The organism is Collinsella aerofaciens ATCC 25986 (assembly GCF_964239575.1).
GTDB classification, from domain to species: Bacteria; Actinomycetota; Coriobacteriia; order Coriobacteriales; family Coriobacteriaceae; genus Collinsella; species Collinsella aerofaciens_BQ.
In genome coordinates this window covers 14,871-39,452 of record NZ_CAXSQQ010000017.1, presented here as the reverse complement: position 1 = coordinate 39,452, position 24,582 = coordinate 14,871, and the positions used below count along the sequence as shown (strand labels likewise).

General features: G+C 62.0%; 22 protein-coding genes and 1 tRNA gene. 14 read left to right on the top strand and 9 right to left on the bottom strand.

Annotated elements, in window-relative coordinates:
* Positions 1-294 precede the first annotated feature (294 nt).
* From pth to glmU, 3 genes are all read right to left on the bottom strand, one after another.
* Positions 295-924 carry an aminoacyl-tRNA hydrolase gene (gene pth / locus ACESUZ_RS07750; protein ID WP_373199402.1) on the bottom strand — a complete coding sequence of 210 codons (630 nt, stop codon included), beginning with the start codon at positions 922-924 and terminating at the stop codon, positions 295-297.
* Between the two features lie 224 nt (positions 925-1,148).
* A complete protein-coding gene (locus tag ACESUZ_RS07745; protein WP_022094252.1) occupies positions 1,149-2,135 on the bottom strand; it encodes a ribose-phosphate diphosphokinase in 987 nt (328 codons plus the stop codon).
* Positions 2,136-2,328: 193 nt separating this feature from the next.
* The gene (glmU, locus tag ACESUZ_RS07740) at positions 2,329-3,741 is read right to left on the bottom strand and encodes a bifunctional UDP-N-acetylglucosamine diphosphorylase/glucosamine-1-phosphate N-acetyltransferase GlmU (RefSeq protein ID WP_373199400.1); all 1,413 of its coding nucleotides are present in this window, start codon (positions 3,739-3,741) and stop codon (positions 2,329-2,331) included.
* Positions 3,742-3,949: 208 nt separating this feature from the next.
* Between glmU and ACESUZ_RS07735 the strand changes: the two genes are divergently transcribed.
* From ACESUZ_RS07735 to ACESUZ_RS07725, 3 genes are read left to right on the top strand one after another with little or no spacing between them, the layout of a single operon-like run.
* Entirely contained in the window at positions 3,950-4,828 is an 879-nt protein-coding gene (locus ACESUZ_RS07735; RefSeq protein ID WP_373199403.1) for an energy-coupling factor transporter transmembrane component T, read from the top strand.
* Entirely contained in the window at positions 4,828-6,471 is a 1,644-nt protein-coding gene (locus ACESUZ_RS07730) for an ABC transporter ATP-binding protein (RefSeq protein ID WP_373199399.1), read from the top strand. The genes ACESUZ_RS07735 and ACESUZ_RS07730 overlap by 1 nt, the downstream gene beginning before the upstream one ends.
* 4 nt (positions 6,472-6,475) lie before the next feature.
* Positions 6,476-7,189, top strand: a complete 714-nt coding sequence (locus ACESUZ_RS07725; RefSeq protein WP_373199397.1) for a DUF6580 family putative transport protein — start codon at positions 6,476-6,478, stop codon at positions 7,187-7,189.
* Between the two features lie 148 nt (positions 7,190-7,337).
* On the opposite strand, the gene ACESUZ_RS07720 is transcribed toward ACESUZ_RS07725, so the two are convergent.
* Complete coding sequence (locus tag ACESUZ_RS07720) at positions 7,338-8,156, bottom strand: exodeoxyribonuclease III (protein WP_195503062.1); 819 nt, start codon at positions 8,154-8,156, stop codon at positions 7,338-7,340.
* A gap of 135 nt (positions 8,157-8,291) precedes the next feature.
* Here ACESUZ_RS07720 and ACESUZ_RS07715 point away from each other — a divergent pair, with 135 nt between their 5' ends.
* From ACESUZ_RS07715 to ACESUZ_RS07705, 3 genes are all read left to right on the top strand, one after another.
* Positions 8,292-9,044: an NAD-dependent protein deacylase gene (locus tag ACESUZ_RS07715; RefSeq protein WP_217749897.1), complete on the top strand. Its 753-nt coding sequence runs from the start codon at positions 8,292-8,294 to the stop codon at positions 9,042-9,044.
* A 95-nt stretch (positions 9,045-9,139) separates the two neighbouring features.
* Positions 9,140-10,882 carry a dihydropteroate synthase gene (folP, locus tag ACESUZ_RS07710; RefSeq protein ID WP_373199394.1) on the top strand — a complete coding sequence of 581 codons (1,743 nt, stop codon included), beginning with the start codon at positions 9,140-9,142 and terminating at the stop codon, positions 10,880-10,882.
* Complete coding sequence (locus tag ACESUZ_RS07705; RefSeq protein WP_195361659.1) at positions 10,883-11,584, top strand: hypothetical protein; 702 nt, start codon at positions 10,883-10,885, stop codon at positions 11,582-11,584. It begins immediately after the preceding gene.
* A gap of 20 nt (positions 11,585-11,604) precedes the next feature.
* Here ACESUZ_RS07705 and ACESUZ_RS07700 read toward each other — a convergent pair whose 3' ends face one another.
* On the bottom strand, positions 11,605-12,378 hold the full coding sequence (locus ACESUZ_RS07700) for a type III pantothenate kinase (RefSeq protein ID WP_161144979.1): 774 nt from the start codon (positions 12,376-12,378) through the stop codon (positions 11,605-11,607).
* A 196-nt stretch (positions 12,379-12,574) separates the two neighbouring features.
* Here ACESUZ_RS07700 and ACESUZ_RS07695 point away from each other — a divergent pair.
* A tRNA-Met gene (locus tag ACESUZ_RS07695) sits at positions 12,575-12,651 on the top strand.
* Between the two features lie 109 nt (positions 12,652-12,760).
* Here the strand turns inward: ACESUZ_RS07695 and ACESUZ_RS07690 are convergent.
* Positions 12,761-13,978 carry a tyrosine-type recombinase/integrase gene (locus ACESUZ_RS07690; RefSeq protein ID WP_373199392.1) on the bottom strand — a complete coding sequence of 406 codons (1,218 nt, stop codon included), beginning with the start codon at positions 13,976-13,978 and terminating at the stop codon, positions 12,761-12,763.
* Between the two features lie 54 nt (positions 13,979-14,032).
* Positions 14,033-15,277, bottom strand: coding sequence for a hypothetical protein (locus ACESUZ_RS07685; protein WP_373199390.1), 1,245 nt, complete (start codon positions 15,275-15,277; stop codon positions 14,033-14,035).
* A gap of 40 nt (positions 15,278-15,317) precedes the next feature.
* On the opposite strand from ACESUZ_RS07685, the gene ACESUZ_RS07680 reads away from it, so the two are divergent.
* The 5 genes from ACESUZ_RS07680 (at position 15,318) to ACESUZ_RS07660 (ending at position 21,443) form a co-directional block, all read left to right on the top strand.
* The gene (locus tag ACESUZ_RS07680) at positions 15,318-15,578 is read left to right on the top strand and encodes a helix-turn-helix domain-containing protein (protein ID WP_373199389.1); all 261 of its coding nucleotides are present in this window, start codon (positions 15,318-15,320) and stop codon (positions 15,576-15,578) included.
* A 151-nt stretch (positions 15,579-15,729) separates the two neighbouring features.
* On the top strand, positions 15,730-16,080 hold the full coding sequence (locus ACESUZ_RS07675; RefSeq protein WP_373199387.1) for a hypothetical protein: 351 nt from the start codon (positions 15,730-15,732) through the stop codon (positions 16,078-16,080).
* The gene (locus tag ACESUZ_RS07670) at positions 16,077-16,820 is read left to right on the top strand and encodes a P-loop NTPase family protein (RefSeq protein ID WP_373199385.1); all 744 of its coding nucleotides are present in this window, start codon (positions 16,077-16,079) and stop codon (positions 16,818-16,820) included. Before ACESUZ_RS07675 ends, ACESUZ_RS07670 begins: the two co-directional genes overlap by 4 nt.
* Before the next feature lie 61 nt (positions 16,821-16,881).
* Positions 16,882-19,668 (top strand): DNA methyltransferase, encoded by a 2,787-nt coding sequence (locus ACESUZ_RS07665; protein ID WP_373199383.1) that lies wholly within the window; start codon positions 16,882-16,884, stop codon positions 19,666-19,668.
* Between the two features lie 5 nt (positions 19,669-19,673).
* A complete protein-coding gene (locus ACESUZ_RS07660) occupies positions 19,674-21,443 on the top strand; it encodes a GmrSD restriction endonuclease domain-containing protein (RefSeq protein ID WP_373199381.1) in 1,770 nt (589 codons plus the stop codon).
* Here ACESUZ_RS07660 and ACESUZ_RS07655 read toward each other — a convergent pair.
* The gene (locus ACESUZ_RS07655; RefSeq protein ID WP_373199379.1) at positions 21,440-21,763 is read right to left on the bottom strand and encodes a hypothetical protein; all 324 of its coding nucleotides are present in this window, start codon (positions 21,761-21,763) and stop codon (positions 21,440-21,442) included. The two genes, ACESUZ_RS07660 and ACESUZ_RS07655, sit on opposite strands and share 4 nt — an antisense overlap.
* Before the next feature lie 292 nt (positions 21,764-22,055).
* Between ACESUZ_RS07655 and ACESUZ_RS07650 the strand changes: the two genes are divergently transcribed.
* Positions 22,056-22,376 carry a DUF2958 domain-containing protein gene (locus ACESUZ_RS07650; protein ID WP_373199377.1) on the top strand — a complete coding sequence of 107 codons (321 nt, stop codon included), beginning with the start codon at positions 22,056-22,058 and terminating at the stop codon, positions 22,374-22,376.
* Between the two features lie 930 nt (positions 22,377-23,306).
* Here ACESUZ_RS07650 and ACESUZ_RS07645 read toward each other — a convergent pair.
* Positions 23,307-23,543 (bottom strand): helix-turn-helix domain-containing protein, encoded by a 237-nt coding sequence (locus ACESUZ_RS07645; RefSeq protein ID WP_373199376.1) that lies wholly within the window; start codon positions 23,541-23,543, stop codon positions 23,307-23,309.
* A 249-nt stretch (positions 23,544-23,792) separates the two neighbouring features.
* Here ACESUZ_RS07645 and ACESUZ_RS07640 point away from each other — a divergent pair, with 249 nt between their 5' ends.
* Positions 23,793-24,560 carry a hypothetical protein gene (locus ACESUZ_RS07640; protein WP_373199374.1) on the top strand — a complete coding sequence of 256 codons (768 nt, stop codon included), beginning with the start codon at positions 23,793-23,795 and terminating at the stop codon, positions 24,558-24,560.
* Positions 24,561-24,582 lie beyond the last annotated feature (22 nt).

Below are 24,582 nucleotides of genomic sequence, written 5' to 3'. Positions count from 1 at the left end.
GGAGCTATTTCCGCGTTGCGCTAGCTGCGGAAACGCGGGGTCCGTTCAGGCTGTTGCGTTGAGATTGAAAATCAACCGGGTTTATCCACTTTGGCCTACCAAATAGGGACAGGTTTATTTTGGTCGGTTTTATCAGGCAAAACGGCAAAGGGGGCCGGCCTCGCACATCGGTGAGACCGGCCCCCATTGGAGCGCTGCATATGTATGGCGGCACAGGGTTTATTGCGGTGCGGCCGCTGCGGTGTTTCCGCATACAGAACCTGCCAAAATAAACCTGTCCCTAAATAGTAGGTTCTAGTGCTTGCCGTTGGCGGAAGCGGCGCCGTTTACGTGATCGCGGGCGTAGATTACGCCGTGGACGATGGCCAGACCGGCGGCATCTGCGGCGCGGGCGCAGGTGTCCTGGAAATCCTCGGCCTCGCGGGCGCGCAGCTGCTTAAGAACGTAGTCGGCGACGGCCATCTTGCCGGGAGGGTTGCCGATGCCGGTGCGGATGCGGCTGAAGTCGTGGCTGCCCATCTTGTCGATGATGGAGCGCAGGCCGTTGTGACCGGCATGGCCTCCGCCCACCTTGACGCGTACGTCACCGGCGGGAATGTCGAGCTCGTCGTGGATGACGAGCAGCTCCTCGGTCTTGATCTTGTACTCGCGGCAGAGCTTGGAGATGGGCCCGCCCGAGGTGTTCATGTACGACTGCGGCTTGACCAGCACAATCTGGCGCTTACCGCCCTCTTCCTCGGGATCGTTGATGTTGATGAGCGCGACCTCGGCGCCGGCCTGGTTTTTCCAGTACGTGACGCCGGCCTGACGGGCCAGCTCGTCGATCGCCTTAAAGCCGGCGTTGTGGCGGGTCTCGGCATATTCCTCGCCAGGGTTGCCAAGCCCGGCAACCATGCGAATCATAAGCGGCTGTGCAGCTGCCATATTTGTCCTTCCGTTACATAAAAAGTTTAATCAACGACAAAGGCTACCACGCCCGCCGAAGGCGAGACTTCGTTTCAGCGAAATCCCACCAGACAAAAGCGCGGCCGCGGCAGGGCGAGCCGTCGGAACAGAAGAAACCCCCGCGCGACCTTTGCGAAGCAAGGGGGAGCGCGGGGGTTTCTTCTGTTCCGACGGCGATGCGCCGGGTTACAAGGACGATGCGATTACAGCGCGAAGTCGCCGCCGACGAGCGTGGAGACGGGCTCCTCGTGGTAAACGGCGGAGATGGCCTGAGCGAACTCCTCGGCGACCGAGATGGTCTTGATCTTGCCGCCGACCTCGACGGGAATGGCGTCGGTGACGAGGCACTCGACGATCGGGGCGTCGTTCAGACGCTCGATGGCCGGACCGGAGAAGATGCCGTGGGTGGCGCATACGTAGATGTCGCCGGCGCCCATAGCCTTGAGCTCCTTGACGTTGGCGCACAGGGTGCCTGCGGTGTCGATCATGTCGTCGTTGATGATGCAGGTCTTGCCCTTGATGTCACCGATGATGCCCATGACCTCGGCGGCGTTGTGGCGCGGACGGCCCTTGTGGGCGATGGCCAGGTCGCAGCCGAGCATGTCGGACAGCTTCTTGGCGGCCTTGGCGCGGCCCACATCGGGGGAGACGACAACCAGGTTGTCGGTGTCGAAGTGCATGTCGTTGTAGTACTGGCCAAACAGCGGCAGCGCGGACAGGTGGTTAACCGGGATATCGAAGAAGCCCTGAATCTGGCCCTGGTGCAGGTCGAGGGTGATGATGCGGTTGACGCCGGCGCGCTCGAGCAGGTTGGCGACGAGGCGGGCGGTGATGGGCTCGCGCGGGCCGGCCTTGCGGTCCTGGCGGGCATAGCCGTAGTGGGTGATAACGGCGGTGATGGAGCGGGCGGATGCGCGCTTGGCAGCGTCGGTGGCGATGAGCAGCTCCATGAGCATGTCATTGACGTTGCCGCCGGCCACGGACTGAATCAGGAAGACGTCGGCGCCGCGGACGGTCTCGTCGTAGCGGGCGTAAATCTCACCGTTGGCGAACTGCTTTAGCGTAAGGCCCGAAAGCTCGACCCCAAGGTACTCAGCGATCTTCTGAGCGAGGGGACGGTTGGAGGAACCGGAATACACGCGGATGGACTTGCGCATATTCTCCGACTTCTCGGGATCATTAATCGGCATTACCCTTCTCCTTTATATCGAATGCCATATAGATGCCTTGTTGCATTGTAACCGCGCGACGGGGTTAATCGGGTCTTGATAACGTCTTTACCGTCAACGGACACGAACCGACCACTCATCCTGTCGCGCAGGTCACGATAGAAAAAAGGAGCCGCCCCCCATGGGAACAGCTCCTTAGATGCTTGGTAAAACGTTATACCTCGTCGTCCTCGTGCAGACGGCGGCGATAATCGGCGGCCCAGCCCTCAATATTTATCTGGCGGGCACGACCCAGGCCAAGTGCGTCTGCCGGGACCGGCTCGGTGATGACGGAGCCGGCGGCCACGAGCGCGCCGTCGCCAATCTGGGCGGGCGCGACCATCATGGTGTCGGAGCCGATGAAGGCATCCTTGCCGATGACGGTCTTGTGCTTGTGTACGCCATCGTAGTTGCAGGTGATGGAGCCCGCGCCCACGTTGACGCCGGAGCCCATGGTGGTATCGCCGATGTAGGACAGGTGCGGCACCTTGGAGCCCTCGCCGATCGTGGACTTCTTGATCTCCACGTGCGTGCCGGCCTTGGAACCGTCGAGCATGTGGGTGCCCGGGCGCAGGTAGGCGCGCGGGCCGCAGTCGACGCCGTTCTCGATGACGGCCTCGACGGCGATGGTTTCATCGATGGTGCAGCCGCTGCCGACGGTGGTGTCGGTGAGGCGGCTGTTGGGGCCGAGCTGGCACTCCTCGCCCACGGTGACGTGGCCGATCAGGTGCGTCTGCGGCCACACGACGGTGTCGCGGCCGATGGTGGCGTCGGGGCCGATCCAGGCCTGCGTGGGGTCGATGAAGGTGACGCCCTCGGCCATCCAGTGCTCGTTGATGCGGTCGCGCGCGATGGCGGTGAGCTGTGCGAGCTGGATGCGGCTGTTGACGCCCAGGCCGTCGCGGTAGTCGTCGCAGTGGAAGATGGAGACCGCCTGGCCGTGGCCTTTGAGGATCTCGAGCATGTCGGGCAGGTAGTACTCGGATTGCGCGTTGTCGTTGCCGATCTCGTTAATGTGGGCGGCAAGCTGCGCGCCGTCGAAGGCGTAGCAGCCGGCGTTGCACTCCAGCAGCGTGGCGGCCTGCTCGGGCGTGCAGTCCTTCTGCTCGATGATGCGCTCGATCTGGCCGTCGGCGCCCAGCTTGATGCGGCCGTAGCCGAAAGGATCGGGCGGGGTCATGGTCATGACGGTGCAGGCGAGCTCGCCGGTAGCGACGGTCTGCGCGAACTTGGCGACGGTGTCGGCGGTGATGAGCGGCAAGTCGCCGTTGAGCACGACGACGGGGCCTTGCGTGATGCCGCAGGCCTCGAGCGCGACCTTCACGGCGTGACCGGTGCCCAGGCGCTCGGTCTGCTCGACGCACTCGACCTTGGTGGCGCTGCTGGCGTAGGCGCCGTCGATCAGGGCGCGCATCTCGTCGGCGTGGCTGCCGATGACGACCACGACGCGGCTGCAGCCGGCCTTGATGGTGGCGTCGACGATCCACTGAACCATGGGCTTACCCAGGATCTTGTGCGAAACCTTGCAGTGGTTCGACTTCATGCGGGTGCCCTCGCCGGCAGCGAGGATAATTGCGGTTGCGTCCATGTGATCTCCTGTTACGTTATAGAGACGTGTGTTTGGAAACGATACACGGCGCAATATGATACCGCAGGCATATGATGAGCGCGTAGCGATTGGTTTTCGGCGGTTGAGGCTTGCACCGCCGGCGTGGCGTTTGCGCTGTTTGCGTGCGGCGTTGGCGATGCCGCGGAGCTGTCGTTTGAGCGAGGGGACGGGGGTGCCCGTGGACAACATGCGAGAGGAGTTTGGCGGCGAGCCCGTCGCGGCGTTCTCGATGTCGCATCCGGCTGTGCCGGCCCTCTACATGGTGCTGACGCTGGGGCTCACCATGTTCTCGATGCAACCGGTGCTGATCGCGCTGTCGCTTGCGGGTGGGCTGGCGTACGGGCTTGCGACGCGCGGTGCTGCGCGCACGTTGGGGGCGCTTCGCTGGCAGCTGCCGGTGATTTTGATTATCGCGGTGCTCAATCCGCTGTTTAGTGCATCGGGCTCGACGGGGCTGTTTCGTATTGGCATGCGTGCGGTGTATCTAGAGAGCATGGTTTACGGCCTGTGCATGGGTGGGCTGTTTGTGGCGAGCGTGCTGTGGTTTGAGGCAGCGGCGTCGATGCTCGAATACGACAAGGTACTCGCGCTGCTGGGCAATGCCGCACCGGTGATTGCGCTTATGATCTCGATGTGCATGCGGCTTATCCCGCAGTTTTTGCGCCGCGGCCGCGCGGTGCTGGCGGTGCAAGATGCGATTGACGTGCCGGGGCGCGCGCCGGCCGACCCCGTGCGCTCGCGCCTGCGGGCATCGAGTGTGTTGATGGGCTGGGGCATGGAAGATTCGCTGGAGCGCGCGGACGCGATGCGCTCGCGCGGGTGGGGTGCCGCGACGCGTCGTACGACGTATGCGCGGTATCGACTGGGGCGCGGCGATGTTGCTGCGCTGGTTGGGCTTGCACTGTTTGGCGTGGTCACGGTGACAGTGGCGTGGACCGCGACGACGCAGTATTCGTTTTATCCGCAGCTCTCGGTGCCGGCGCCGTGGCCGGGCTATGTCGTGTACGCTGCCTGGATGGTGCTGCCTTGCGCGTTGCACGCGATTGATGAGAAGAGGTTTGGCTGATGGCTCGGTTTGATAGGAGCTCGGCGGCGGGTGTGGCATATGGCTCGGCCGCGCCGGCGATTGAGGTGCGAGGCCTTAGTTTTGCCTATCCCGGGGCCGAGGCACCGGTGCTCGAGGGGCTTGATTGGCGTGTTTCCCAAGGTGCGTTTGCACTTCTTGTTGGCGGTACCGGATCGGGTAAGTCGACGCTGCTGTCGCTGCTCAAGCCCGAGATCGCTCCGGCGGGCGAGCGCACTGGCGATGCGCGCGTGCTGGGCGAGAACGTTGCCGACATGGACGTGCGCGCGTCTGCGGAGCGCGTGGGCTATGTGTTTCAGGATCCCGAGAACCAGATCGTGTGCGAAACCGTGTGGCACGAGATGGCGTTTGGCCTGGAAAACTTGGGGCTAGCGCGTGATGAGATGCGCCGTCGCGTAGCTGAGACCAGCTATTTCTTTGGGCTGGAAGATTGGCTCCACCGCGACACCGATACGCTTTCGGGCGGACGCAAACAGCTGCTGTCGCTGGCGGCTGTGCTGGCATTACGCCCGCGCGTGCTGCTGCTCGACGAGCCCACGTCTCAGCTTGATCCGGTTGCGGAGAAGAATTTCCTGCACGCGCTGTTTCGTGTGAATCGCGAGCTGGGCTGCACGGTTGTTGTGGCGACGCATCAGCCGCGCCCAATGCTCGAATACGCGACGTGTGCGTACCGGATTGAGGACGGTCGCGTGCGCGAGGTGGCGGATATGGCTTCTTTGGGACGCCGAGAATCGCTGTTGTCCGATGACATGTTGGGGTGGGGTGCCATCCGATGTGCAAATAAAGGAGTATTCAGCAGGCGTGAGGACAATTTGGGCTCTCTGGAGCCGCCCGGGGACGTATCGAGCGCGAAAAAAAGTTCGGAATTGGACAAATCGTCCGAATTTGTGGCGCAAACGTCGCTCGAGAACGGCTCGGAAGCCTTTCCGCGCACGGATGGAAGCAGAATACTCCAAAAAATGCACGGCGGGTCGGCTACCACCCTGTCGGAAGGCTGGTTTCGCTACGATCGCGCGGGCGGTTGGGTGCTGCGCGGGCTCGATGTGTCGTTTTCGGCCGGTGCGGTGCATGCGATCGTGGGCGGCAACGGATGCGGTAAGTCGACGATGCTTTCGGTGCTGGCCAAGACGGTCAAGTTGCAGCGTGGGCATATGGAGCGCGGGGCGGCCTCGGCGGCGCTGCTGCCTCAGAATCCCAAAGCATTGCTGGTTGCCGAGACGGTTCGCGACGAGCTGATGGAATGGGCTTCGACCTGCGGATATGACGAGAACTTGGCGCGGGAGCGTGCGACGCAACTGGGATTGGACGGCCTGGAGACGCGCCACCCCTACGACCTCTCGGGCGGACAGCGCCAGCTGCTCGCACTGGCAAAGCTGCTGCTGATCGGCCCCGAGCTGCTGCTGCTTGACGAGCCCACGAAGGGCTTGGACCTGGAGAGCCGTCGCATCATCGCCCGCGCCCTGCGTGACCATGCGAAGGCTGGCGGCACCGTCATTATGGCCACGCACGATCTGGATTTTGCCGAGCAGGTTGCCGATGACATTGCCATGATGTTTGACGGTGAGATCGCCTGCATGGAGCCGCCGGCCGACTTCTTTGCCGACAACGTGTTTTATAGGGCGTGATGGGATGACGGATTATCGCGTCGCGCGCCTGCTTACAAAACTGGAGATCCCGCTGCTGCTGGCGGTGCCAGCGGTGATGGCTGCGGCGTTGCTAGCGGGCGTTGAGCAGGCGGCACTTGCCATGCTGGTCGTGGTGGCGCTGGTGCTCGCGCTGTTCTTTGCGGGTTACGAGGCGTCGCGACCGGGCCTGCGCCAGATTATGCCCACGCTGGTGTTGGCGGCGCTGGCTGCGGCGGGCCGCATCTTGTTCGGCCCCATTCCCGACTTTAAACCCGTGAGTGCCATCGCCATTATCGCCGGGGCGACACTCGGTCGTCGTAACGGCTTTATGGTCGGTGCGTTGGCGGCGCTGACCAGCAATTTCTTTTTTGGGCAGGGCATGTGGACGCCGTGGCAGATGTATGCCTGGGGCCTGGTTGGCTATGTTGGCGGCGCGCTGGCGTACGCGGGTGCGTTCGACCGCGCCGACGGCACCGTGCGATTGCCGGCGCTGCTGGCGTACGGTTTTGCGTCGGGCTTGCTCTATGGCGTCGTGATTAACGCGTATGACATCATTGGATTTGTACAGCCGCTTACTTGGGCGGGTGCCGTGGCGCGTCTTGCCACGGCAGTGCCGTTCGATATCACACACGGCCTCGCGACCTGCGTGTTCTTGGCCGCCCTGTACAAGCCTTGGTGCCGTCGCATTAACCGTGTCGTCGTGAAATACGGACTGTAGGGCATTTCGCGTTCCCTCACGAACTTGCGGTGGAATAGTTCTCGTTTTTGGCTATTTGCTGCCCAAACAGGAACTATTCCACCGCAACTTATAGGGGGAGAGGGGTCACATGATCTGTTTTCCTCTGTCCCCCAGGAATTGCTTGGCGCTAGAGCTCTAGCGTGAGGGTGACGGGGCAGTGGTCGCTGCCGAAGATATCGCCGCGGATACCGGTGTCGCGCACGGTATTGGCGATTGAATCACTTACCAAGAAGTAATCGATGCGCCAGCCGGCGTTGTTCTTGCGGGCATTAAAGCGATAGCTCCACCAGCTGTAGACGCCCTCGACGTCTGGATTAGCCGTGCGCCAGGTATCGGTAAAGCCGGCGTTGAGCAGCTCGGTAAACTTGCCGCGTTCTTCGTCCGAAAAGCCGGCGTTGCCGCGGTTGGACTTGGGGTTCTTAAGGTCGATCTCCTCGTGCGCCACGTTAAAGTCTCCGCAGGTCACGACGGGTTTGCCGCTCTCGCGCTCAAGCGCGCTCAAAAAGCCGCGATAGGCATCATCCCAGGCCATGCGCACGTCGATGCGGGCGAGTTCGTTTTGCGCGTTGGGAGTGTAGACATCCACAAACCAGAACTTGTCGAACTCCAACGCGCAGACGCGGCCCTCGGTTGCGGCTTGGGCGACGAGCTCGGCCGCCTCGCCCTCGCCGGCGTAGGGTAACAGCGCGTCGGCGTGCAGCACGCGCAGCGGTTCCTGGCGGCTAAAGACCGCAGTGCCCGAATAGCCTTTACGCTCGGCGTAGCTCCAGGTTTGGCGATAGCCGGGCAGGTCAATATCAACCTGGCCTTCTTGCAACTTGGTCTCTTGCAACGCCAGGATATCGACGTCGAGTTCTTGCGCGATCTGGATAAAGCTCGGGTCCTTTTTGAGCACGGCGCGCAGGCCGTTGACGTTCCACGAGGCGAAAGTGTAAGTCTGAGGCATGGTGTCCTTTCGACGGGGTTGGCAGGCTTAAGATTAGCGCAACAGGGGCGGTGTGGGCTCCGCGCATGCTGACTTAGAGGCCGCATGCTGGGACGTCGCTCAACGCTGCCCGACTAACAAGGACGGAGGACTCATATGACGCAGGCAATAACGGATCCCAAGCAGGCCTCCGCCGCGCTGGCGGAGCTGTTCGGCACCCATAAGCGCGTGGTCTTCTTTGGCGGCGCGGGTGTTTCCACGGCGAGTGGCATCCCCGATTTCCGCAGCGTGGACGGCCTGTATCACCAGCAGTTTGCCTATCCGCCCGAGACCATGCTGTCGCATAGCTTTTACGAGGCGCATCCTGCGGAGTTCTTCGACTTTTACCGCACCAAGATGATCGCGCTTAACGCTAAGCCCAACCGCTGTCACACCAAGCTCGCCGAGCTGGAGCGAGCCGGCAAGCTCGACGCCGTGGTGACGCAAAACATCGACGGCCTGCATCAGATGGCCGGCTCGCAGCGCGTGTTCGAGCTGCACGGATCGGTCCATCGCAACATTTGCCAGTCGTGCGGCGCGGTCTATAGCGCCGAGTGGATTTGCTCGCGCGAGCACGAGGATGCCGCGGGCGTGCCTGCGTGCCCCGCGTGCGGCGGCCGCATCAAGCCCGATGTAGTGCTCTACGAGGAGCCGCTCGACGAGCATGTGTTGACCGGTGCCGTTGCCGCCATCGCCGCGGCCGATGCCCTCATTGTGGGCGGGACCTCGCTCGTGGTGTATCCGGCGGCAGGCCTTACGCGTTACTTTACCGGCGATACGCTGGCCATATGCAACCTTGCTCCCACCGATCAGGATGCAAATGCCGACCTGCTGATTTCTTGCGACATCGCGGCCGCGTTTGCGTTCTAGCCCGCGCGCGCGGATACAATAGAAAGACTGAGTGCAAAGCGACCCCGCCGCCAGCTCCCCAAGCTCGGCGGCGTGGGCATTTTAGGAGGATGTTCATGGCGAACGACAGCAAGACATGGCGGTGCGGAAAGTACGAGCTCAGCTTTGACCGTCCGCGCATCATGGGCGTCCTCAACGTGACGCCCGATTCGTTTAGCGATGGCGGGGAGCACTTCGACCCGGACGCCGCCATCGAGTACGGCCTAGCGATGCTCGACGCCGGCGCCGACATCATCGACGTGGGCGGCGAGTCCACGCGCCCTGGTTTTACCCCGGTCAACCCCGACGAGGAGGCTCGCCGCGTGCTGCCCGTGGTGCGCGCGCTGGCCAAGGAGGGCGCCATCGTCTCGATCGACACGCGTCATGTGGCGGTTGCCAAGGCGGCCGTGCGCTGCGGCGCCTCGATCGTTAACGACGTGACCGGCTTCACCGATCCCAAGATGGTCGAGTTTGTTAAGACGAGCACCTGCGGCGTCATCGTGATGCATGCCGGCGAGGTCGCCGCGCCCGCCCGCACGCACGCAACGGTGCAGCTCGATACCTCGGCTGCGGCGTTTGTTGCCGAGAAGGCACGCGAAGCGGCTGCCGAGGCCGCGCGCGAGGCCGAGAAGCCGGCCCGTCGCCGTCGCGGCAAGTTGCTGGGCGATCCTAAGCCGGAGGCCAAGCTTCCGGGCGGCGTGGTGCAGCCCTCGTTGCCGTTTGGCGAACCGGAGCCCACGTCCGAGCCTGCAAGCGAGCAGGAGACGCCGGCCGCCGAGCAGGCTGCTGCCGCCGAGACCGTCGCGCTCGCGCCCGAGGCCGCGCCCGCAGCCACCGAGGCCGCATCGGAGCCCAATGACCGCCTGGCCACCATGATGCGCCGCAGCGCCCGCCGCGAGGAAGCCTACGTGCCCACCTCGCAGCTCCGCCGCTTCACCCTGCCCGATTCGGCGCCCATCATGCGCCGCGTTATGGGCTTTCTGTCCGACCAGGCCCGCACGCTCATCCATGCCGGCGTGTCGCGCGACCGCATCTGCATCGATCCTGGCCCGGGCTTTGGTAAGTCGGCTAACGAGGACATCGTCATCCAGCGCGAGACTGCCAAGATGGCGTCACTGGGCTATCCGCTCATGTGCGCCGTGTCGCGCAAGCGCTTTGTGGGTGCCGTCTCGGGCGTGACCGAGGCCGCCGAGCGCGATGCCGCTACGTTTGGCGTGTGCCTGGGCGCCATCCAGGCCGGTGCCAACATCGTGCGCGTGCACGACGCCGCGGGTTTTGCGCAGTTCCTGAACGGCTACTGGGCGGTTGCCAAGCCGCAGCCGCGCCGCGCGTTTGTGGCCGTGGGCTCCAACCTGGGGCATCGCTGCGACAACATTCGCGCCGCACGCGAGATGATCGCCGAGATTCCACTCACCTGCGTGTCCAACTCCTCCAAGATTTACGAGAGCGAGCCGGCCTACGAGACGCGCCAGGACGCGTTTGCCAACGCCGTCATCGAGATCAAGACCGAGCTGGCGCCGTTGGTGCTGCTCGACGAGCTCATGAAGATCGAGGCCGAGCTGGGACGCGACCGCTCCAAGAAGGCCAAGGTCAACGGCCCGCGCACCATCGACCTGGACCTGCTGTGGATGGATGGCGAGACCCACGGCGGCAAAAAGCTGCGCCTGCCGCATCCTCTCATTGGCGAGCGCGACTTTGTGCTGGTGCCGCTCGAGGACCTGATGCACGACCCGGCGCGGTTCTTCCGCTACAACGGTGTCGAGGTCAAGGAGCCCGAGGACCGCGTGGGCCATATCGTTGGCGAATTGGGGCGTATGTAGATGATCGAGATGAATGCTGTTGCCGCCGGCACCGAGCTCGACGCGGCGCGTAACGCGGGCCGCGAGGGCGTGTCCGCGGGCTGGTGCGCGTGGAGCGCGGGCGATGCTTCGCTGACGTTTTCGCTGGTCGTGCGTCCGGATGTGAATATGCACGCCTTCCACGGCCTGCCGTTTGTGGCCGCGATGGGCATGATGGATGCGCTTGTGGGCACAGTGTCGACGCCGGGCCTGGGCCTTGCCGGCAAGGTGGGTATCCGGTGGCCGAGCGATATCGTGTGCGGTGCGCCTGCGTTTGAGACGTCGCTCGCGCGTGTTGCCGTGAACGGCGGTGCCGGTGCCGCGGGCATGTTCGGTGCCGTGACGGTGGATATTGAGCGTTCGGCGTTGAGCGAGCTTGGTGTGGACGTGGCTGACGAAGCGCTGGTCGAGGCGCTGGCCGCCGCCGTGCTGGCCCGCGTGGACGCCTGGGCGGTTGTTGCCAACACGCCGCAAGGCGCCGCAGGGCCGTTGGCCCCCGTGTTGGGCGAGTACTTCGATATGGTGCCGCTGCTCGGTCGCCAAGTTGCGGCGGTGTCGCCCAACGGCTTGCCGCTTGCGGTCGGTGTGTTTGCGGGCCTGGACATCTGGGGTCGCGCGACCATCAAGACCGATGCCGGCGAGCAGGAGTTTCCGCCTGAGGCCGTACGGATTCGCGGACTGTAGCGTCTCGGCTTCGCCAGAGCCTACGCTAACTCCTGCATGCGGCGGTAGATTTCGCAGATGCCTTTGATGGTGAGTTGGCCGTCGACTATGTCGAAGGCGTCGGTCGAATCGGCGACGATGCTGGCGAGGCCGCCCGTGGCGATAACGGTGGCATCCTCGCGGCCCAGCTCGCGCTTCATGCGCGCGACCAGGCCCTCAGCCATGGCGGCGGCGCCCGTTACGGCGCCGACCTTGATGCACTCCTCGGTATCGCGGCCGATGGCGTGCTCGGGCGCCTCGAGCGGAACGCTGGCGAGCTTGGCGGCTCGGGCGGCGAGCGCGTCCATCGAAATGCGGATGCCCGGCGCAATCGCTCCGCCAATGTAATAACCGTCCTCATCGATGACGTCGATATTGGTCGCGGTGCCAAAGTCCACCACGATTGCCGGCGCGCCGTAGAAAGTTTCGGCCGCAACGGCGTTAGCGACGCGATCGGCGCCTACGGCCTGGGGACGCGCCGCGCGCAGCTTGGTCACCGCGGCCGTCTGCGGTCCGATGACGATGGCGTCTGCGGCAATGCGGTCGGCCACGGCGTGCCATTCGCGCGAGAGCTGCGGCACCACGCCTGCAAAGGCGATCGCGTCGACCGCGTCGAGCGAAAGGCCGTACATCTTGAAGAAACCCATCAGGCGCACATGGATCTCGTCGGCGGTATAGGAGCGGTCGGTGGGCATACGCCACGACTGCACCAACTCGTCTCCGTCAAACAGGCCCATGGCCGTCTGCGTGTTTCCCATATCGATAGCGAGCAGCATGTCTACTCCCGGTGTTGGCATAAAAGGACGCGCACCATTGTATACGCGCCGCCGACGGCGCTCGGCTGCGATTCGTTTACGGTGATAGGGGCTGAGGGGTTTAAATATGAAGGAATTATGCTCTACGAGATTTTCCTTGCCGTTTACCGAACTCCCGCGTAATATTCTTTCTTGCGCACATGAGGCGCCCAGACATTGCGGGGTGGAGCAGTCTGGTAGCTCGCCGGGCTCATAACCCGGAGGTCGTAGGTTCAAATCCTGCCCCCGCGACCAAGAACTTGCAGGTCAGTTGCTTAGGCGGCTGGCCTTTTTTCTTGTTGTGGCAGCCCGTTTTGGGGCTTGTGGCAGATTTGTGGCAGTAACCCATGGCAAACGTTGAGAATCAGGCAGCGGGAAGAAGGCCGAAGATATCCTTCGGCAGCTCGGCCAAATCGCCCCATTTCTCCGAGGAACCACCGTCGTCTCCCGGCAGGAAGTGCGCATAGATCTTGTACGTAATCTCAATGCTTTCATGGCCGAGCCTGCTGGATACGTACTGGATCGGAACGCCTTTTTTCAGAAGCAGAGAGGCGTGGGTGTGGCGAGTTCCATGCAGCGTGAGGTCGAATGACTTGTGCTGGGCGAAGCGGCTGAAATCGCTCGTGAATTTCGACGGGCGGTAGAGCTCGCCGAGGTCGCTGCAGAACACGGGTGTGTCCTCGCCCTGCTCGATGTCGTTGTACATCAGGCGATAAAGCTGCATCTGCTTGTGATGGCGCAGGAATTCGACCGTCCCCTCGGGAATGGTGATGTCCCTGTACGAGCGGTTGCTCTTGGGCAGCTTCTCCTCCAGGGTCTCGCCGCAGTAGGTGTCCGTCGCGCGTGCCTCGGCGAGTGCGCGGCGGACGCGGATGACGCCCTCATCGAGGCCGACGTCGCGCCATCGGAGGGCGCACAGCTCGCCGCGCCTCATGCCCGTGTCGAGCGCGAGGTTCGTGGCGGCGGCGAAGCGGTAGTCCGGGCATCCGAGCAGGGCGACCTTCATGCGGGACACCTCGCCTTCATCGATGACCCGAACCTCCTTCTTCTCCTTGGACGGGACGTCCACAAGCTCGCAGGGGTTGGACTCGATGTATTCGAGTCGGCGGGCGCGCTTGAGCGCGGTCTTCAGGAAAGACAGGGCCTTCTGGCAGGTGTTGCCAGAGAGGGGCTTGCCGTTGAGACCGCCGCTCTGGCGCATCCACGCCAGCTGGTCCTCGATCATGTAGGGCTTCAAGTCCTTTAGCAGGGTCGTGCCGAGTCTCGGTGCCCAGCGCGTCTCGACGATGTCGCGGTAGCCGCGAATCGTGTTGGCGCTCAGGTGCTTCACATCGTGCAGGTAGGCGACGTGGTCGCGCAGGAACTCCTCAAGGGTGATGTTGGAGCGGTCAACGCGCGAGCGTGCGGTCATGAGCTCCACGCGCCACTCGTCCAGCAGGCGCTTTGCTTCGGTCTTGGTGCGGCAGTGGACGGTTTTGCTCAGGCGCTTGGAGGGCTTGCCGTCCTCGCTCACGCTGACTCTGAGCAGCCAAGAGTCCTTGCCGCGCTTCACGGGGGCGTAGCCTTCGCTGACTGTTCTCATATCTGTTCACCTCCTTAAAGTGCGTTGAGGGCGGATAGTTCTATCTCAAACCGATTACTCGGTAATGAGCCCTTTGGACTTCTTCTTACTGTAGGCGTTTGCGCAGCTGCGCTTGCAGAAGCGGGTCTTCTGGATCACCTTGCCCGGCTTCTCTTCGCGGTACTTCTTGAAGATCCGCCCGCAGTTGTCGCATATGCGCCATTCGGCGGGGTCGTCATAGAGGAGGCCGAACTGGGAGATGATTGCTTCGGGTAGGCATCCAAATGTGCCGTCGTCGAGATTGTCTTTTGAAAGCATACGGCGGAATTTGAGCTCGGCAGATTTCCAGGACCCGATGTCATGGATGCCCTGTCGGCTCGCATCGAGTCGCTCCTCATCTAGCTCGGCTGAATAAGAGGACAGGGAGGAGATGAGAAAATCCATGCATCTATTTGAGGCAAATACGAGGGCCTGTCCGAGGCTCGAAGTGTATATGCCACGAGCGTCCATTCCCGCCGCTGTCGCAGCATTGGCCCTAGAGCGGAATTCTGCGTCATCAGAAATAAGCGTATCGTAGGATTTGAGCCGGGAATGTTTCAACAGCTCTCCCGAATCCGGGATTAGGAAGAACGTTGGCCCGTTCTGTGCCATGTGGGTTCGCTCGCAAAGGTAGTCGGCTACGGTGGTGGCGCCCCACTCGTCAGGGTGATCTAGGGCGTACCCGATTGCAGAAAGCAGGGACGTGGACACCTGCAATGCCCTAATGGTCTGGACGATCTCGGCCTCGGATATGGCGCCGACGACCGAGCGGTCGTTAAGGTGGATACGCCGGGCCTCTTCTGAAAGAAGGTACGGGCCTTTCCCGAGCAGGGATTCATCGACGTTTTCCTCCGCTGCCTCATACAACGAAATGCCCGCAGCAGCTCCAGCGGGAGAAGCGAACTCAAGAATGCTGCGAAGTGGGCGAAAGCCCGCAATTGATGGACGGAAGCGACGGCGATACCAAGCGAGGCGCTGGGCACCATCATAACCGCTGGATACAGGGAAGCCGTATTTGCTGCAGAAGCGGACGATACTGTCCGTGCGATTGACGTTGACTTTCTGCAAGTCATTGGCGAAGAACTCGTTTTCCAGATGCTCAAAGCGCATGACGGTCGGTTCGCCACGCTCGACATAATAGGCGAAGCGCTCTCCGCTGAGGGTCGTGCCCCACAGGCGATCGAAGTCGTAGCGAAGCCATGGCCTCACGCTCTGCACGTCAAGCTTTTTCTTCTCTCGGTACCCAAGTGGTAGCTTTTCATATAAAGAAAGTGGACTCATTCGAAAAACCAATCCAAGTCTTGACATTTACTCTGTGGCTATGATAACACAAGATGGACGGAAAATAAAAGACAATCCATTTCAGGAGATTAAAATGGGAAAGTTTGACCGTTGCGAACCCTACCTTCCGGACGTTCTGCATGTCACAGACGTTGCTGAATACCTCGGCCTTCATCCAAAGACTGTTTGCGCATATATCCGCGAGGGCAAGCTTCGTGCCATTCGTTGTGGCCGTTATTACCGTATTCGCCGAGAGTGGCTGCGCGAGTACATCAACTCCGAGAGTGCTTGTGAGGAGTAACTGCTTCATGGACGGGGTTTGGACAAGGAACTACGAGTCTGAGGCGGACGTGGTTGCGCCAAAGCTCGCAAAGTGCGGTGGCGCCGCTGGCGCATTGTACCTTTGGCTCCATTCTCGCGTTCGCACTTGCGACAACAACATCGGAATCAGCATGGAGCTGCTGTCGAAAAAACTCGGCGTAAGCCGGAGGACACTGTGGACCGCCGCCAATGCCCTCAAGGCAAACGGGATTATCAGTTTCGAGACGAGGCGCGGTAACGGCGGTGGGACGGTGTTCCACCTGACAAGCCTCTCGAAGTTCAAATGTGAAGCGGACGACCTGTTGAAGACGAGCGGTGCTGCACGTTACAAGGCTTCAAATGGGAAGCCGCCTATACAGCAAATCGGAACCCTGGGTCCCAAAACAAATAGGAAAGAATTCAATTCAGATACCGACAAAGAGGGGCCCAAATATGACCCGTTGATTTCTCTGCTGGACCGCGTGGATGGGGAGATGCCGTGAACGAGAAGCTTGTCGTCGTGAAGAACACAATCTCCAGCGAAGACCTCGCCGCCCAAATGAAGAAGATGGGATGTGCGGGCAATGGCGGTAGGGCGAAGGAGTTTGACCTCGAAGAGAAGCTCGCGAAAGCGGGCGTGCCCGAGGTGGTTGTCAAGGTCATGGCGTCCGAGGGCTTTGACGAGTGTCGCATTCCTCTGGCAGTGAAAAATTGGGTAGAGGGATACTCTGGAAAGGGGACTTCCTCGTTGTGGCTTAGCGGCGGGAGCGGCGCAGGCAAGAGCACTGCGGCGGCATGGGCGGTTAAAGGGATTGTTGAAGCGTCGGGGGAGCCCGAATCTTTGGCCGATGGTTGCAAATTCGTGGCTGTTTCCGATTTGGTCCACGGAACGTGGATGGGTTCAGGCCTTTACGGCGAGGGGAATAAATGGCGGCTTATCGAGCCCCTGACGACCTGTCCCCTTCTTGTCTTGGACGATTTGGGCTCGTGCGTAAGGCAGGGAAGGGAAGAATGTTCGGTCGTCCGCGAGGTGGTCGATAAGCGCTGGGGCCATATGCTGCCTACCATCTATACCACCCAATATGGACTTGAGGAATATTGCAACTCGCTCGTGAAGGCGGGTGCAGACATTCACGATACAACCTCAATGGCCAACAGAATCATTGCTTCTCTTGGCAATTATGTGGGAAGAGACGACAGGCTGGTCAAACAACACTTCGTCCCGATTCGTTGGCCCGAGTAAGAGGACGTGATACGCGTTTCCTGCTTTAGAATTGGGGGAGATTAGTTCTACGGAGGTGTCCATGGCAGGGACTAAGGCAGATGCCGAGGCGTTCGCCAAGCGCTGGGCGGGCAGGGGCGACGAGACGCAGGAGGGCCGCTCCTACTGGATCGACCTGTTCCAGAACGTGCTGGGAGTCGAGGACGCCATCGAGCGCTTGAAGTTCGAGGTTCCCGTGCACACCGACTCCGGCTCGACCCACGCGGGCTACATCGACGTCCTCATCCCCAGCGCCAGCGCGCTCGTGGAGATGAAAGGCAGGGGCATCGACCTCGACAAGAAGGAGGTCCGCCAGGGCCGCGAGGTCACCCCCGCCGAGCAGGGCAGGGGCTATGCCGTCGGCCTGCCGCTCAACCAGCAGCCCCGCTACGTCATAGCCTGCAACTTCCGCGAGATCCGCGTGTACGACCGCAACGTCAACCCCTTGTGCACCGGTGACGAGTACCTGCGCCTCGAGCTGGAGGAGCTCCCCAAGAACCTCCCCGCCCTCAAGTTTCTCAACGGGGGGTCAGCTCCTAGGAGCGTCCAACGCGCCGTCTCCATCGAGGCGGGGCGCATCATGGGCCAGATCCACAACGAGATCGCGGGCCTGTACCACGACCCGGACAGCGAGGAGAGCCACCACGCCCTCTCGGTTCTTTGCACCCGCCTCATGTTCCTCATGTTCTGCGAGGACGCGGGGCTGATCGAGCCCGGGCTCTTCCGGGATTACGTTGCCTCTGTCGATGGCGGGCACCTGCGCGGAGCGCTCATCGAGCTCTTCGGGTGGCTCGACACCGACGACGAGGCTCGCAAGCAGGAGTACCCCAGCGAGCTCCTCGCCCGCTTCCCCTACATGAACGGCGGGCTGTTCCGGGAGCGCATCCAGATACCCCAGCTGAACGAGCAGGTTCATTACGAGATCCTGGTCTCCGGCTGTCAGGAGTTCGACTGGTCGGGCGTGGACCCCACCGTTTTTGGCTCCATTTTCGAGGGCGCGCTCAGCCACGACACGCGCCGGTCCGGCGGCATGCACTACACGAGCCCCGAGAACATCCACAAGGTCATCGACCCGCTGTTCCTAGACGGGCTGAAGGAAGAGCTCGACGACATCCTCGCGAAGCAGAACCCGAGCGCCCGCACCCGAGCCCTGCGCGCCTACCACGACAAGCTGGGGAGCCTCACGTTCCTTGACCCCGCGTGCGGGTCGGGCAACTTCCTCACCGAGACCTACATGTGCCTGCGCAGGCTGGAGAACACGGTCCTCATGGAGCTGCAACGTGGCGGTCAGTCCGAGATCTCGTTCGAGGAGGCGGAGGAGGAGAGCCTCGTCAAGGTGACGCTCGCCAACTTCCACGGCATCGAGGTCAACGACTTCGCCTGCTGCGTGGCGCGCACCGCCCTGTGGATCGCCGAGAAGCAGGCCGACATCAACACCGCCAAGGTGGTCAAGCGCGTCTACGACGAGCTGCCGCTCAAGGAGTACGGGACGATCATCCACGGCAACTCTCTACGCGTTGATTGGGCCGAAGCCGTACCCGCCGCCGATCTGGACTACATCGTCGGCAACCCGCCGTTCATCGGCTACTCGAACCTCAACGACGCCCAAAAGAGAGACCGAGCCGACATTTTTGGCAAGTCTGGCGGCGTCCTTGACTACGTGGCCTGCTGGTACAGGAAGGCCGCGGATTTTACGCGCGGGTCGCACACGCGCTGCGCCTTCGTGTCCACCAATTCCATCTGCCAAGGTCAGCAGGTCGAGCCGCTGTGGAGGCCGCTATTTGAGGACGGAGTCTCTATCGATTTCGCCCATAAGACTTTCGTCTGGAACTCCGAGGCTTCCGATAAGGCGAATGTGCACGTGGTTGTCGTTGGTTTTTCCCGGCAAGACAATGTTTCGCCATTGATATTCGATGCGCTAGGGGGGAGAAAGGCAAATCATATTAACGGATACCTCGCAGATGCTCCCAACGTATTTGTTGCAAAGAGCTCTCGCCCTGTATGCAACGTTCCGGGGATGTCCAGGGGCGGTGGTGCTGGCGACTGGGGATTCTTGACGCTCGATGAAGAGGAAGCCAGCCAGCTTCAGAGGGACTACCCGGAGATGAGGAAGTACATCAGGCCGTTTTCCATGGGCGCAGAATTCATTAAGGGCGTCCGGCGTTACTGCCTTTGGTTTGCGGGTGTGTCTGGGGTGGAGCTCAGTAAGCTACCATCTCGAATCAAGGATAGATTCGAAGAAGTTCGTTCTCGACGCGCCGCATCTCCGCGTGCCGGTACGCGCAAAAGAGCTGAGAAGCCTTGGGAGTTCGATGAGCTGAAGGTGCCGCAGGAAGGGGCCTATCTGGCTGTTCCTCAAGTCTCATCTGGTAGGAGGAGGTATGTTCCAGTTGGCTACATAACTGATGGAACCATCCCGGGGAACAAGCTCTTCTTCGTTGAGGGTGCAGAAATATATGACTTCGGGATTATCGCAAGCCAATTTCACAACGCATGGATGAGACAAGTTGCTGGACGATTGAAAAGCGACTATCAGTACTCGAACACCATTGTGTACAACAACTTCATTTGGCCGGAGCCCTCGGACAAAGTTAAAGAAGAGGTGGAACAGCGCGCACGGGCCGTATTGGATGTGCGCGAAGCGCAGCAAGGGGCGACGCTTGCCGAGATGTATAGCCCGGACAACGAAGCGTTCTTCCCTGACCTCATGCGCGCCCATCGCGAGCTCGACGCGGCTGTCGAGGCCGCCTACGGCGTCGACTTCAACGGCGACGAGGAGAAGATAGTCGCGCACCTGTTCAAGCTGTATGCAGAGAAGACTGGAGCGTAGCACCCGTGGCGAACTCGATTTACAACCCCATCACCCTTGAGGTCGGCAACGTCCTCAAGGACGTCATCACGGGAAAGATCGGTCTGCCCGACCTGCAGAGGCCGTTCGTGTGGAAGAACGACAAGGTGAGGGATCTTCTCGACTCCATGTTGAAGGGTTATCCCATCGGGTACGTGATGCTATGGGAGCCGCCCGCCGACGATGTGTCGAAGAAGTCGCAGATCGGTGACAACGATAAGGTCTACGCCGTCCCCAAGGAGCTCGTTATCGATGGGCAGCAGCGCCTCACCGCCCTGCTCGCGGTTTTCTACGGCGTCGAGGTGAGGGACAGCTCGTTCGGCTCGCGGCCCATCAGAATCGCCTATAACCCGGTGACGGCTGAGTTCAAGGTGGCCGATGCATCGACTGATAGGGACCCGAGGTTCGTGTCGTGCGTTTCGGACGTGTTCGGGGCGAACCGGGAAAACGCGTTCAGCTCCTACAGACGCGCGTTCATCAAGGCGCTCAACGAGTCAAACGTGAAGAAGGGCGAGCCCGAGCTCGACGACCCCGCCGAGGACGCCATCGAGAGGGGCCTCACCGCCCTCCTCGGCCTCGAAAGGTACCTGTTGCCGGTCCTCAGGATAACCGCCGACGCCGACGAGGAGACCGTGTCCGACATATTCGTCCGCGTGAACTCTCAGGGACAGGCGTTGAAACAGGACGACTTCATCATGACGCTCCTGTCGGTGTATGAGCCAGCCATGAGGGAGCGCATCGAGCGCTTCTGCGCAGACAGCCGCATCCCCATGGGCGGCACCTCCTACAACCAACTCATCGCTGTCTCCCCGACCAGCGTCATCAGGACGGCGGTGGCGGTCGGTTTCAAGCGCGGCAGGCTTCGCTATGCCTACCAGATCCTGAGGGGCAAGGACCTCAAGACCAAGGAGACGAGCGCGCAGACCCGTGCCGAGAACTTCGAGCGCTTCGGCGTCGCCCTCGACCAGGTGCTCGATCTCAACAACTGGCACTCGTTCATCAACCTTCTGGGTGAGGCGGGCTACGTCGCGCCCAGCCAGATCAGCTCGGCGAATGCGCTGTTTTTCACCTACGCCTTCTACCTCATCGGCAAGCGCGAGTTCGGGATGAAGCACGGCGAGATCAGCCGCCTCATACGCAGGTGGTTCTTTGCGTGCTCCATCACCTCGTATTACGTCGGGGGCTTCGAGACCGCCTTCGAGCGCCAGTTGACCGAGATCTCGCAATTGGGCGAGGCGGACGATTTCCAAAAGTACTTCGAGCGGTCGGTCGCCTCGCTCCTCACGGACGACTACTTCTCAATCACCCTGCCGAACGACCTCGACGCAAACGATGCCGTTGGCCCCACGTGGAACGGGTTCGTGGCGGCGCAAGTCGTCCTCGGCTGCAAGTCTCTGTTCGGCACGACCCCGCTCTCCCAACTTCTGCTGCCGAGCGCGTCGGGCACGAAGAGGGCGCTCGACAAACATCACCTATTCCCGGACAACTACCTCAAGTCCATCGGGCAGAAAGAGAAGCGCAGCGCACGTGCGAACTTCGCTCTCGTGGACTACGGCACCAACATCGAGATCTCAGACGACTCCCCACTCGACTACGTGCCGAGGTTCAAGCAGAAGCTCGGATACGACGCCTACGAGCGCACCTGCGAGGAGCACGCCCTCCCTATCGAGTTCGAGGGGCTGGACTACGAGCGCTTTCTCTATAGGAGGCGCATTCTCATGGCAAAGCTGATAAGGAGGGGCTTCGAGAGGCTTTAGCGCCTCTTCGGGCGCGCGATTCCTCCGCTGGGTTTCCCGACGAACCAGCGCCCGTCCTGACGCCATATCGTCTTGAGCTCGCCCGTGTGGCCCATGAACACGTCGAACCTCTCCACGAGGTTGCCGAACACCACCCGCCCGTGCGTAACGTGGCGGGCGGTTGACTTTATTGGCCAGCTCCTTCCGTCTGGCCATATGAGCCTTTTGGGCACATCGACATCGTCGTTGAGGCCCTTCGGCGGACACTCGACCCCCACGTAGACTCGGTCGCATTCGCGCGGTATCCCGCACGTGCCTGACAGGTCCCTTCCCTTGAACAACCCAATCACTTCCCTTCGGGGCGATTGTAGGCCTTCGTCCGGACGCGGCCGAGGCATGCGTGCCCGCAGGGGAGGCCGTGCCAGAGGCCGCACCCGGTGGAGCCTCCGCCCGCGCGCGTCAAGGGGCCGCACGGAACCCCGCACAAACCTGCGCTTCGCTTCGGTTGGTGGAGGTTGCCGTGCAGCCCCCTTGACCCGTGCGGGCTCCAGCTCGTGGCTTCAGGAAAGAAGCCGTAGGCGCGGCAAGCAGCGCCTGCGGCTTCTGCCTGCGAGGCGGAGAGGATTGGCCGACATGGCCGGAAGGGAGACCGATATGCAGGAGCTTATGCCGAAGGGGGTGGCGGCGACGGTGCCGCCGCTGTACGCGACCGAGGACGAGGGGGATCCCACCGCCCGCGTGAAGCTATTTAGCAGCGTGAGCACGTGGACGTGGTACGTGACCGAGTACGATCCCGCGACGGGCGAGGCGTTCGGCCTCGTCGAGGGCTTCGCTGACGAGTGGGGCTACTTCTCCATCCCTGAGTTCGAGGCGCTGAACCACGCCAAGGGTTTTAGCGTTATCGAGCGCGACGAGCATTTTGAGCCCGCGCCCGTGCGCGAGGTCAGGCGCTAGAGACGGCGAGGCGGGGCCGATGCGGCCCCGCCCGTCGCAGAGGAAGGATGAATGGAAATGAAGTTGGAAGAGAAGGGGGCCGTTACGTCGTCTACGAGAGGAGCCTGCTCCACTCATTCAGGAGCGCCCTGTGCGACGGCGTCACTTACGGGGCGAGCGACGACCCCGACAAGGCCATGGGGCTGCTGGACACGGTATTGGAATACGGCCTCAGCGGCTTCGTCTACGACACCGAGGTAAATGCGGTCCGCGATCCAGTGCGCTCCGAGGGCTGGATTTCGCTGTGACCGCCACGGGGTGCCGCGCCTCCCGGCGCGGTGCTCCGGGCCCGCAAGGGGCCCTGCGCCCGCTCGGCCTGCGCTCGGATGCGGGGATCCGTCACTTCTGCCTCGCTCTCGCTGTGCACGGTCGAAACGCTCCCCCAGGGTCGCCTTCCGACCGTGCTCCGCTCACGCCGCCGACGGCCCGCGAACGGCTCCATTCGGTGGCTCCCAGAGGTCTCCACCATTCCGCCGTGTCGCGCGCCGTCGGCTCTCGCTCCGGGCTTCCGAACGCTCCCTCGGGGTCGCCTTCGGAAGCCCTCCGCTCACCATCCCGATGGGATGGCAAGATATGCATTGCGACGTACAAACCGTCGTTCCTCCGATTTGCCCACCGCAATGATTTTGCCCTGCGCACGGGCGCAGGGGAGGGCGAGCCGCTCGCTACGGCTCGCTCCCGCCGGGTGATGGACCGCTCGCTACGGCTCGCTCCCATCAATCGGTCTCGACGGCAGGCCGCCTCGTTTGCATGAAAACTGCGGCTTTCACTCGCATTGTTGATAGCGCCATGGATGTCGGTTTCGATTACGGTCCGGCGCGCGACTCGGGAATGGACGCGTCGCCCCGTCAAAGGTGATCGGCCCATTTCGGTCGGCGATGTAGAGGTTGCTTATTTGCGGCTGCCGAATATCTCGGCGTCGAAGAATTCCTTGAGTGAGACGCCCAGACCCTCTGCTATTCGGTCGATGTTCTCGATGGAGACGTTGCGCCTGCCGGTCTCGACTTCCGCGAAGTACGTGCGCGACATCTCTATCGAGTACGCGAACGCCTCTTGGCTCACGCCAAGGCGGTTTCGGAGCTCCTTGATGCGGAGCCCGACGCGCATTTTGGGACCAAGCTGAGTCATCGGCACCTTCCGTTCATCGGTACCAATGGTTCGCTCATGTCCTATTTAAGTCACCCCTATATAAGTGACAATCTGACGTACAATGACCTTGTTGGACGGCTGTCTGAGGGGAACCGCACACAGTTTCGTTGCGATTCCGTCGCCATGGGTGCGTCGGCCTGCTGCTGAGCCATATTTGGCGAGGCGTTCTTGGTGGCGAGCGCGCACGGCATCAGGGTTGTTTGGACGAGCGCGGAAGGAGAAAGAGTCATGATATCGAGGAGGAGCTTCGTTGGCGGCGCGGCATCGGTCGCCCTCGCCGGCCTTATGGTGCTGACGGGATGTGAAAGCGGATCCGGCGGGCTGGAGGGGAAGACGCTCTACTGCGCGCCCGCATGGAGTTCGGGGAAAATGCAGAGCGTAACGTTCACGGATGGGGAAACCTGCAATTACGTCGGCGACCAAGAGCTGTCGGGCACATGGTCGCAGGATGATGATGCGGTGGTGATCGCGCTTCCCGGCTACGAGTCAATGACCTTGAAGAGGGTCGAGGGCGAGGACGCGTACGTGCAGTCTGATTGGGAGGACCTTGGGGAGCGGTACTACCCGACCGAAGAGGAGGCAGTCGAGTATCGCGACGAATTCTTGAGCGGTTCCGGGGAGCGCGTGGGCAAGCTCCTCGAATCGACGGAGTGGCGCCTGGAGGCAGACGGTAACGTCCGCAAGGCGGATGAGGCCATTTCCTTCAAGGGCGGCAAGGTTGAGTTCGAAAAGGGCGAATACGACGAGAGCGCGAGGTTCAACAAAGTTCCGGATGAGAGCAAGTGGGTCGCGCGCGACCATTCGGGTGAGTGCGCGGTTGAGGTCGAGTCGTTCACGGCGTCGCGGAGCGGCTCGTCGATGGTCCCGCTCTACACGGGAACCCTCACAGTGGGCGGGGAGTCTGTACCTTTCACCTTGCAGGTCTACGAGAACGGGCCGTCAATCACCTTGGATGGCACCATTCGATTTTCCGACGAGAGGGCGTTTCAGGGGTAAGGGCCTTTGCCGTTTGTTGTGC

Bases quoted from the DNA above. Each gene is read 5' to 3' on its own strand.
- pth (WP_373199402.1), bottom strand. From the start codon at position 924: ATGGCAGCTGCACAGCCGCTTATGATTCGCATGGTTGCCGGGCTTGGC.
- ACESUZ_RS07745 (WP_022094252.1), bottom strand. From the start codon at position 2,135: ATGCCGATTAATGATCCCGAGAAGTCGGAGAATATGCGCAAGTCCATC.
- glmU (WP_373199400.1), bottom strand. From the start codon at position 3,741: ATGGACGCAACCGCAATTATCCTCGCTGCCGGCGAGGGCACCCGCATG.
- ACESUZ_RS07735 (WP_373199403.1), top strand. From the start codon at position 3,950: ATGCGAGAGGAGTTTGGCGGCGAGCCCGTCGCGGCGTTCTCGATGTCG.
- ACESUZ_RS07730 (WP_373199399.1), top strand. From the start codon at position 4,828: ATGGCTCGGTTTGATAGGAGCTCGGCGGCGGGTGTGGCATATGGCTCG.
- ACESUZ_RS07725 (WP_373199397.1), top strand. From the start codon at position 6,476: ATGACGGATTATCGCGTCGCGCGCCTGCTTACAAAACTGGAGATCCCG.
- ACESUZ_RS07720 (WP_195503062.1), bottom strand. From the start codon at position 8,156: ATGCCTCAGACTTACACTTTCGCCTCGTGGAACGTCAACGGCCTGCGC.
- ACESUZ_RS07715 (WP_217749897.1), top strand. From the start codon at position 8,292: ATGACGCAGGCAATAACGGATCCCAAGCAGGCCTCCGCCGCGCTGGCG.
- folP (WP_373199394.1), top strand. From the start codon at position 9,140: ATGGCGAACGACAGCAAGACATGGCGGTGCGGAAAGTACGAGCTCAGC.
- ACESUZ_RS07705 (WP_195361659.1), top strand. From the start codon at position 10,883: ATGATCGAGATGAATGCTGTTGCCGCCGGCACCGAGCTCGACGCGGCG.
- ACESUZ_RS07700 (WP_161144979.1), bottom strand. From the start codon at position 12,378: ATGCTGCTCGCTATCGATATGGGAAACACGCAGACGGCCATGGGCCTG.
- ACESUZ_RS07690 (WP_373199392.1), bottom strand. From the start codon at position 13,978: ATGAGAACAGTCAGCGAAGGCTACGCCCCCGTGAAGCGCGGCAAGGAC.
- ACESUZ_RS07685 (WP_373199390.1), bottom strand. From the start codon at position 15,277: ATGAGTCCACTTTCTTTATATGAAAAGCTACCACTTGGGTACCGAGAG.
- ACESUZ_RS07680 (WP_373199389.1), top strand. From the start codon at position 15,318: ATGATAACACAAGATGGACGGAAAATAAAAGACAATCCATTTCAGGAG.
- ACESUZ_RS07675 (WP_373199387.1), top strand. From the start codon at position 15,730: ATGGAGCTGCTGTCGAAAAAACTCGGCGTAAGCCGGAGGACACTGTGG.
- ACESUZ_RS07665 (WP_373199383.1), top strand. From the start codon at position 16,882: ATGGCAGGGACTAAGGCAGATGCCGAGGCGTTCGCCAAGCGCTGGGCG.
- ACESUZ_RS07650 (WP_373199377.1), top strand. From the start codon at position 22,056: ATGGCCGGAAGGGAGACCGATATGCAGGAGCTTATGCCGAAGGGGGTG.
- ACESUZ_RS07645 (WP_373199376.1), bottom strand. From the start codon at position 23,543: ATGACTCAGCTTGGTCCCAAAATGCGCGTCGGGCTCCGCATCAAGGAG.
- ACESUZ_RS07640 (WP_373199374.1), top strand. From the start codon at position 23,793: ATGATATCGAGGAGGAGCTTCGTTGGCGGCGCGGCATCGGTCGCCCTC.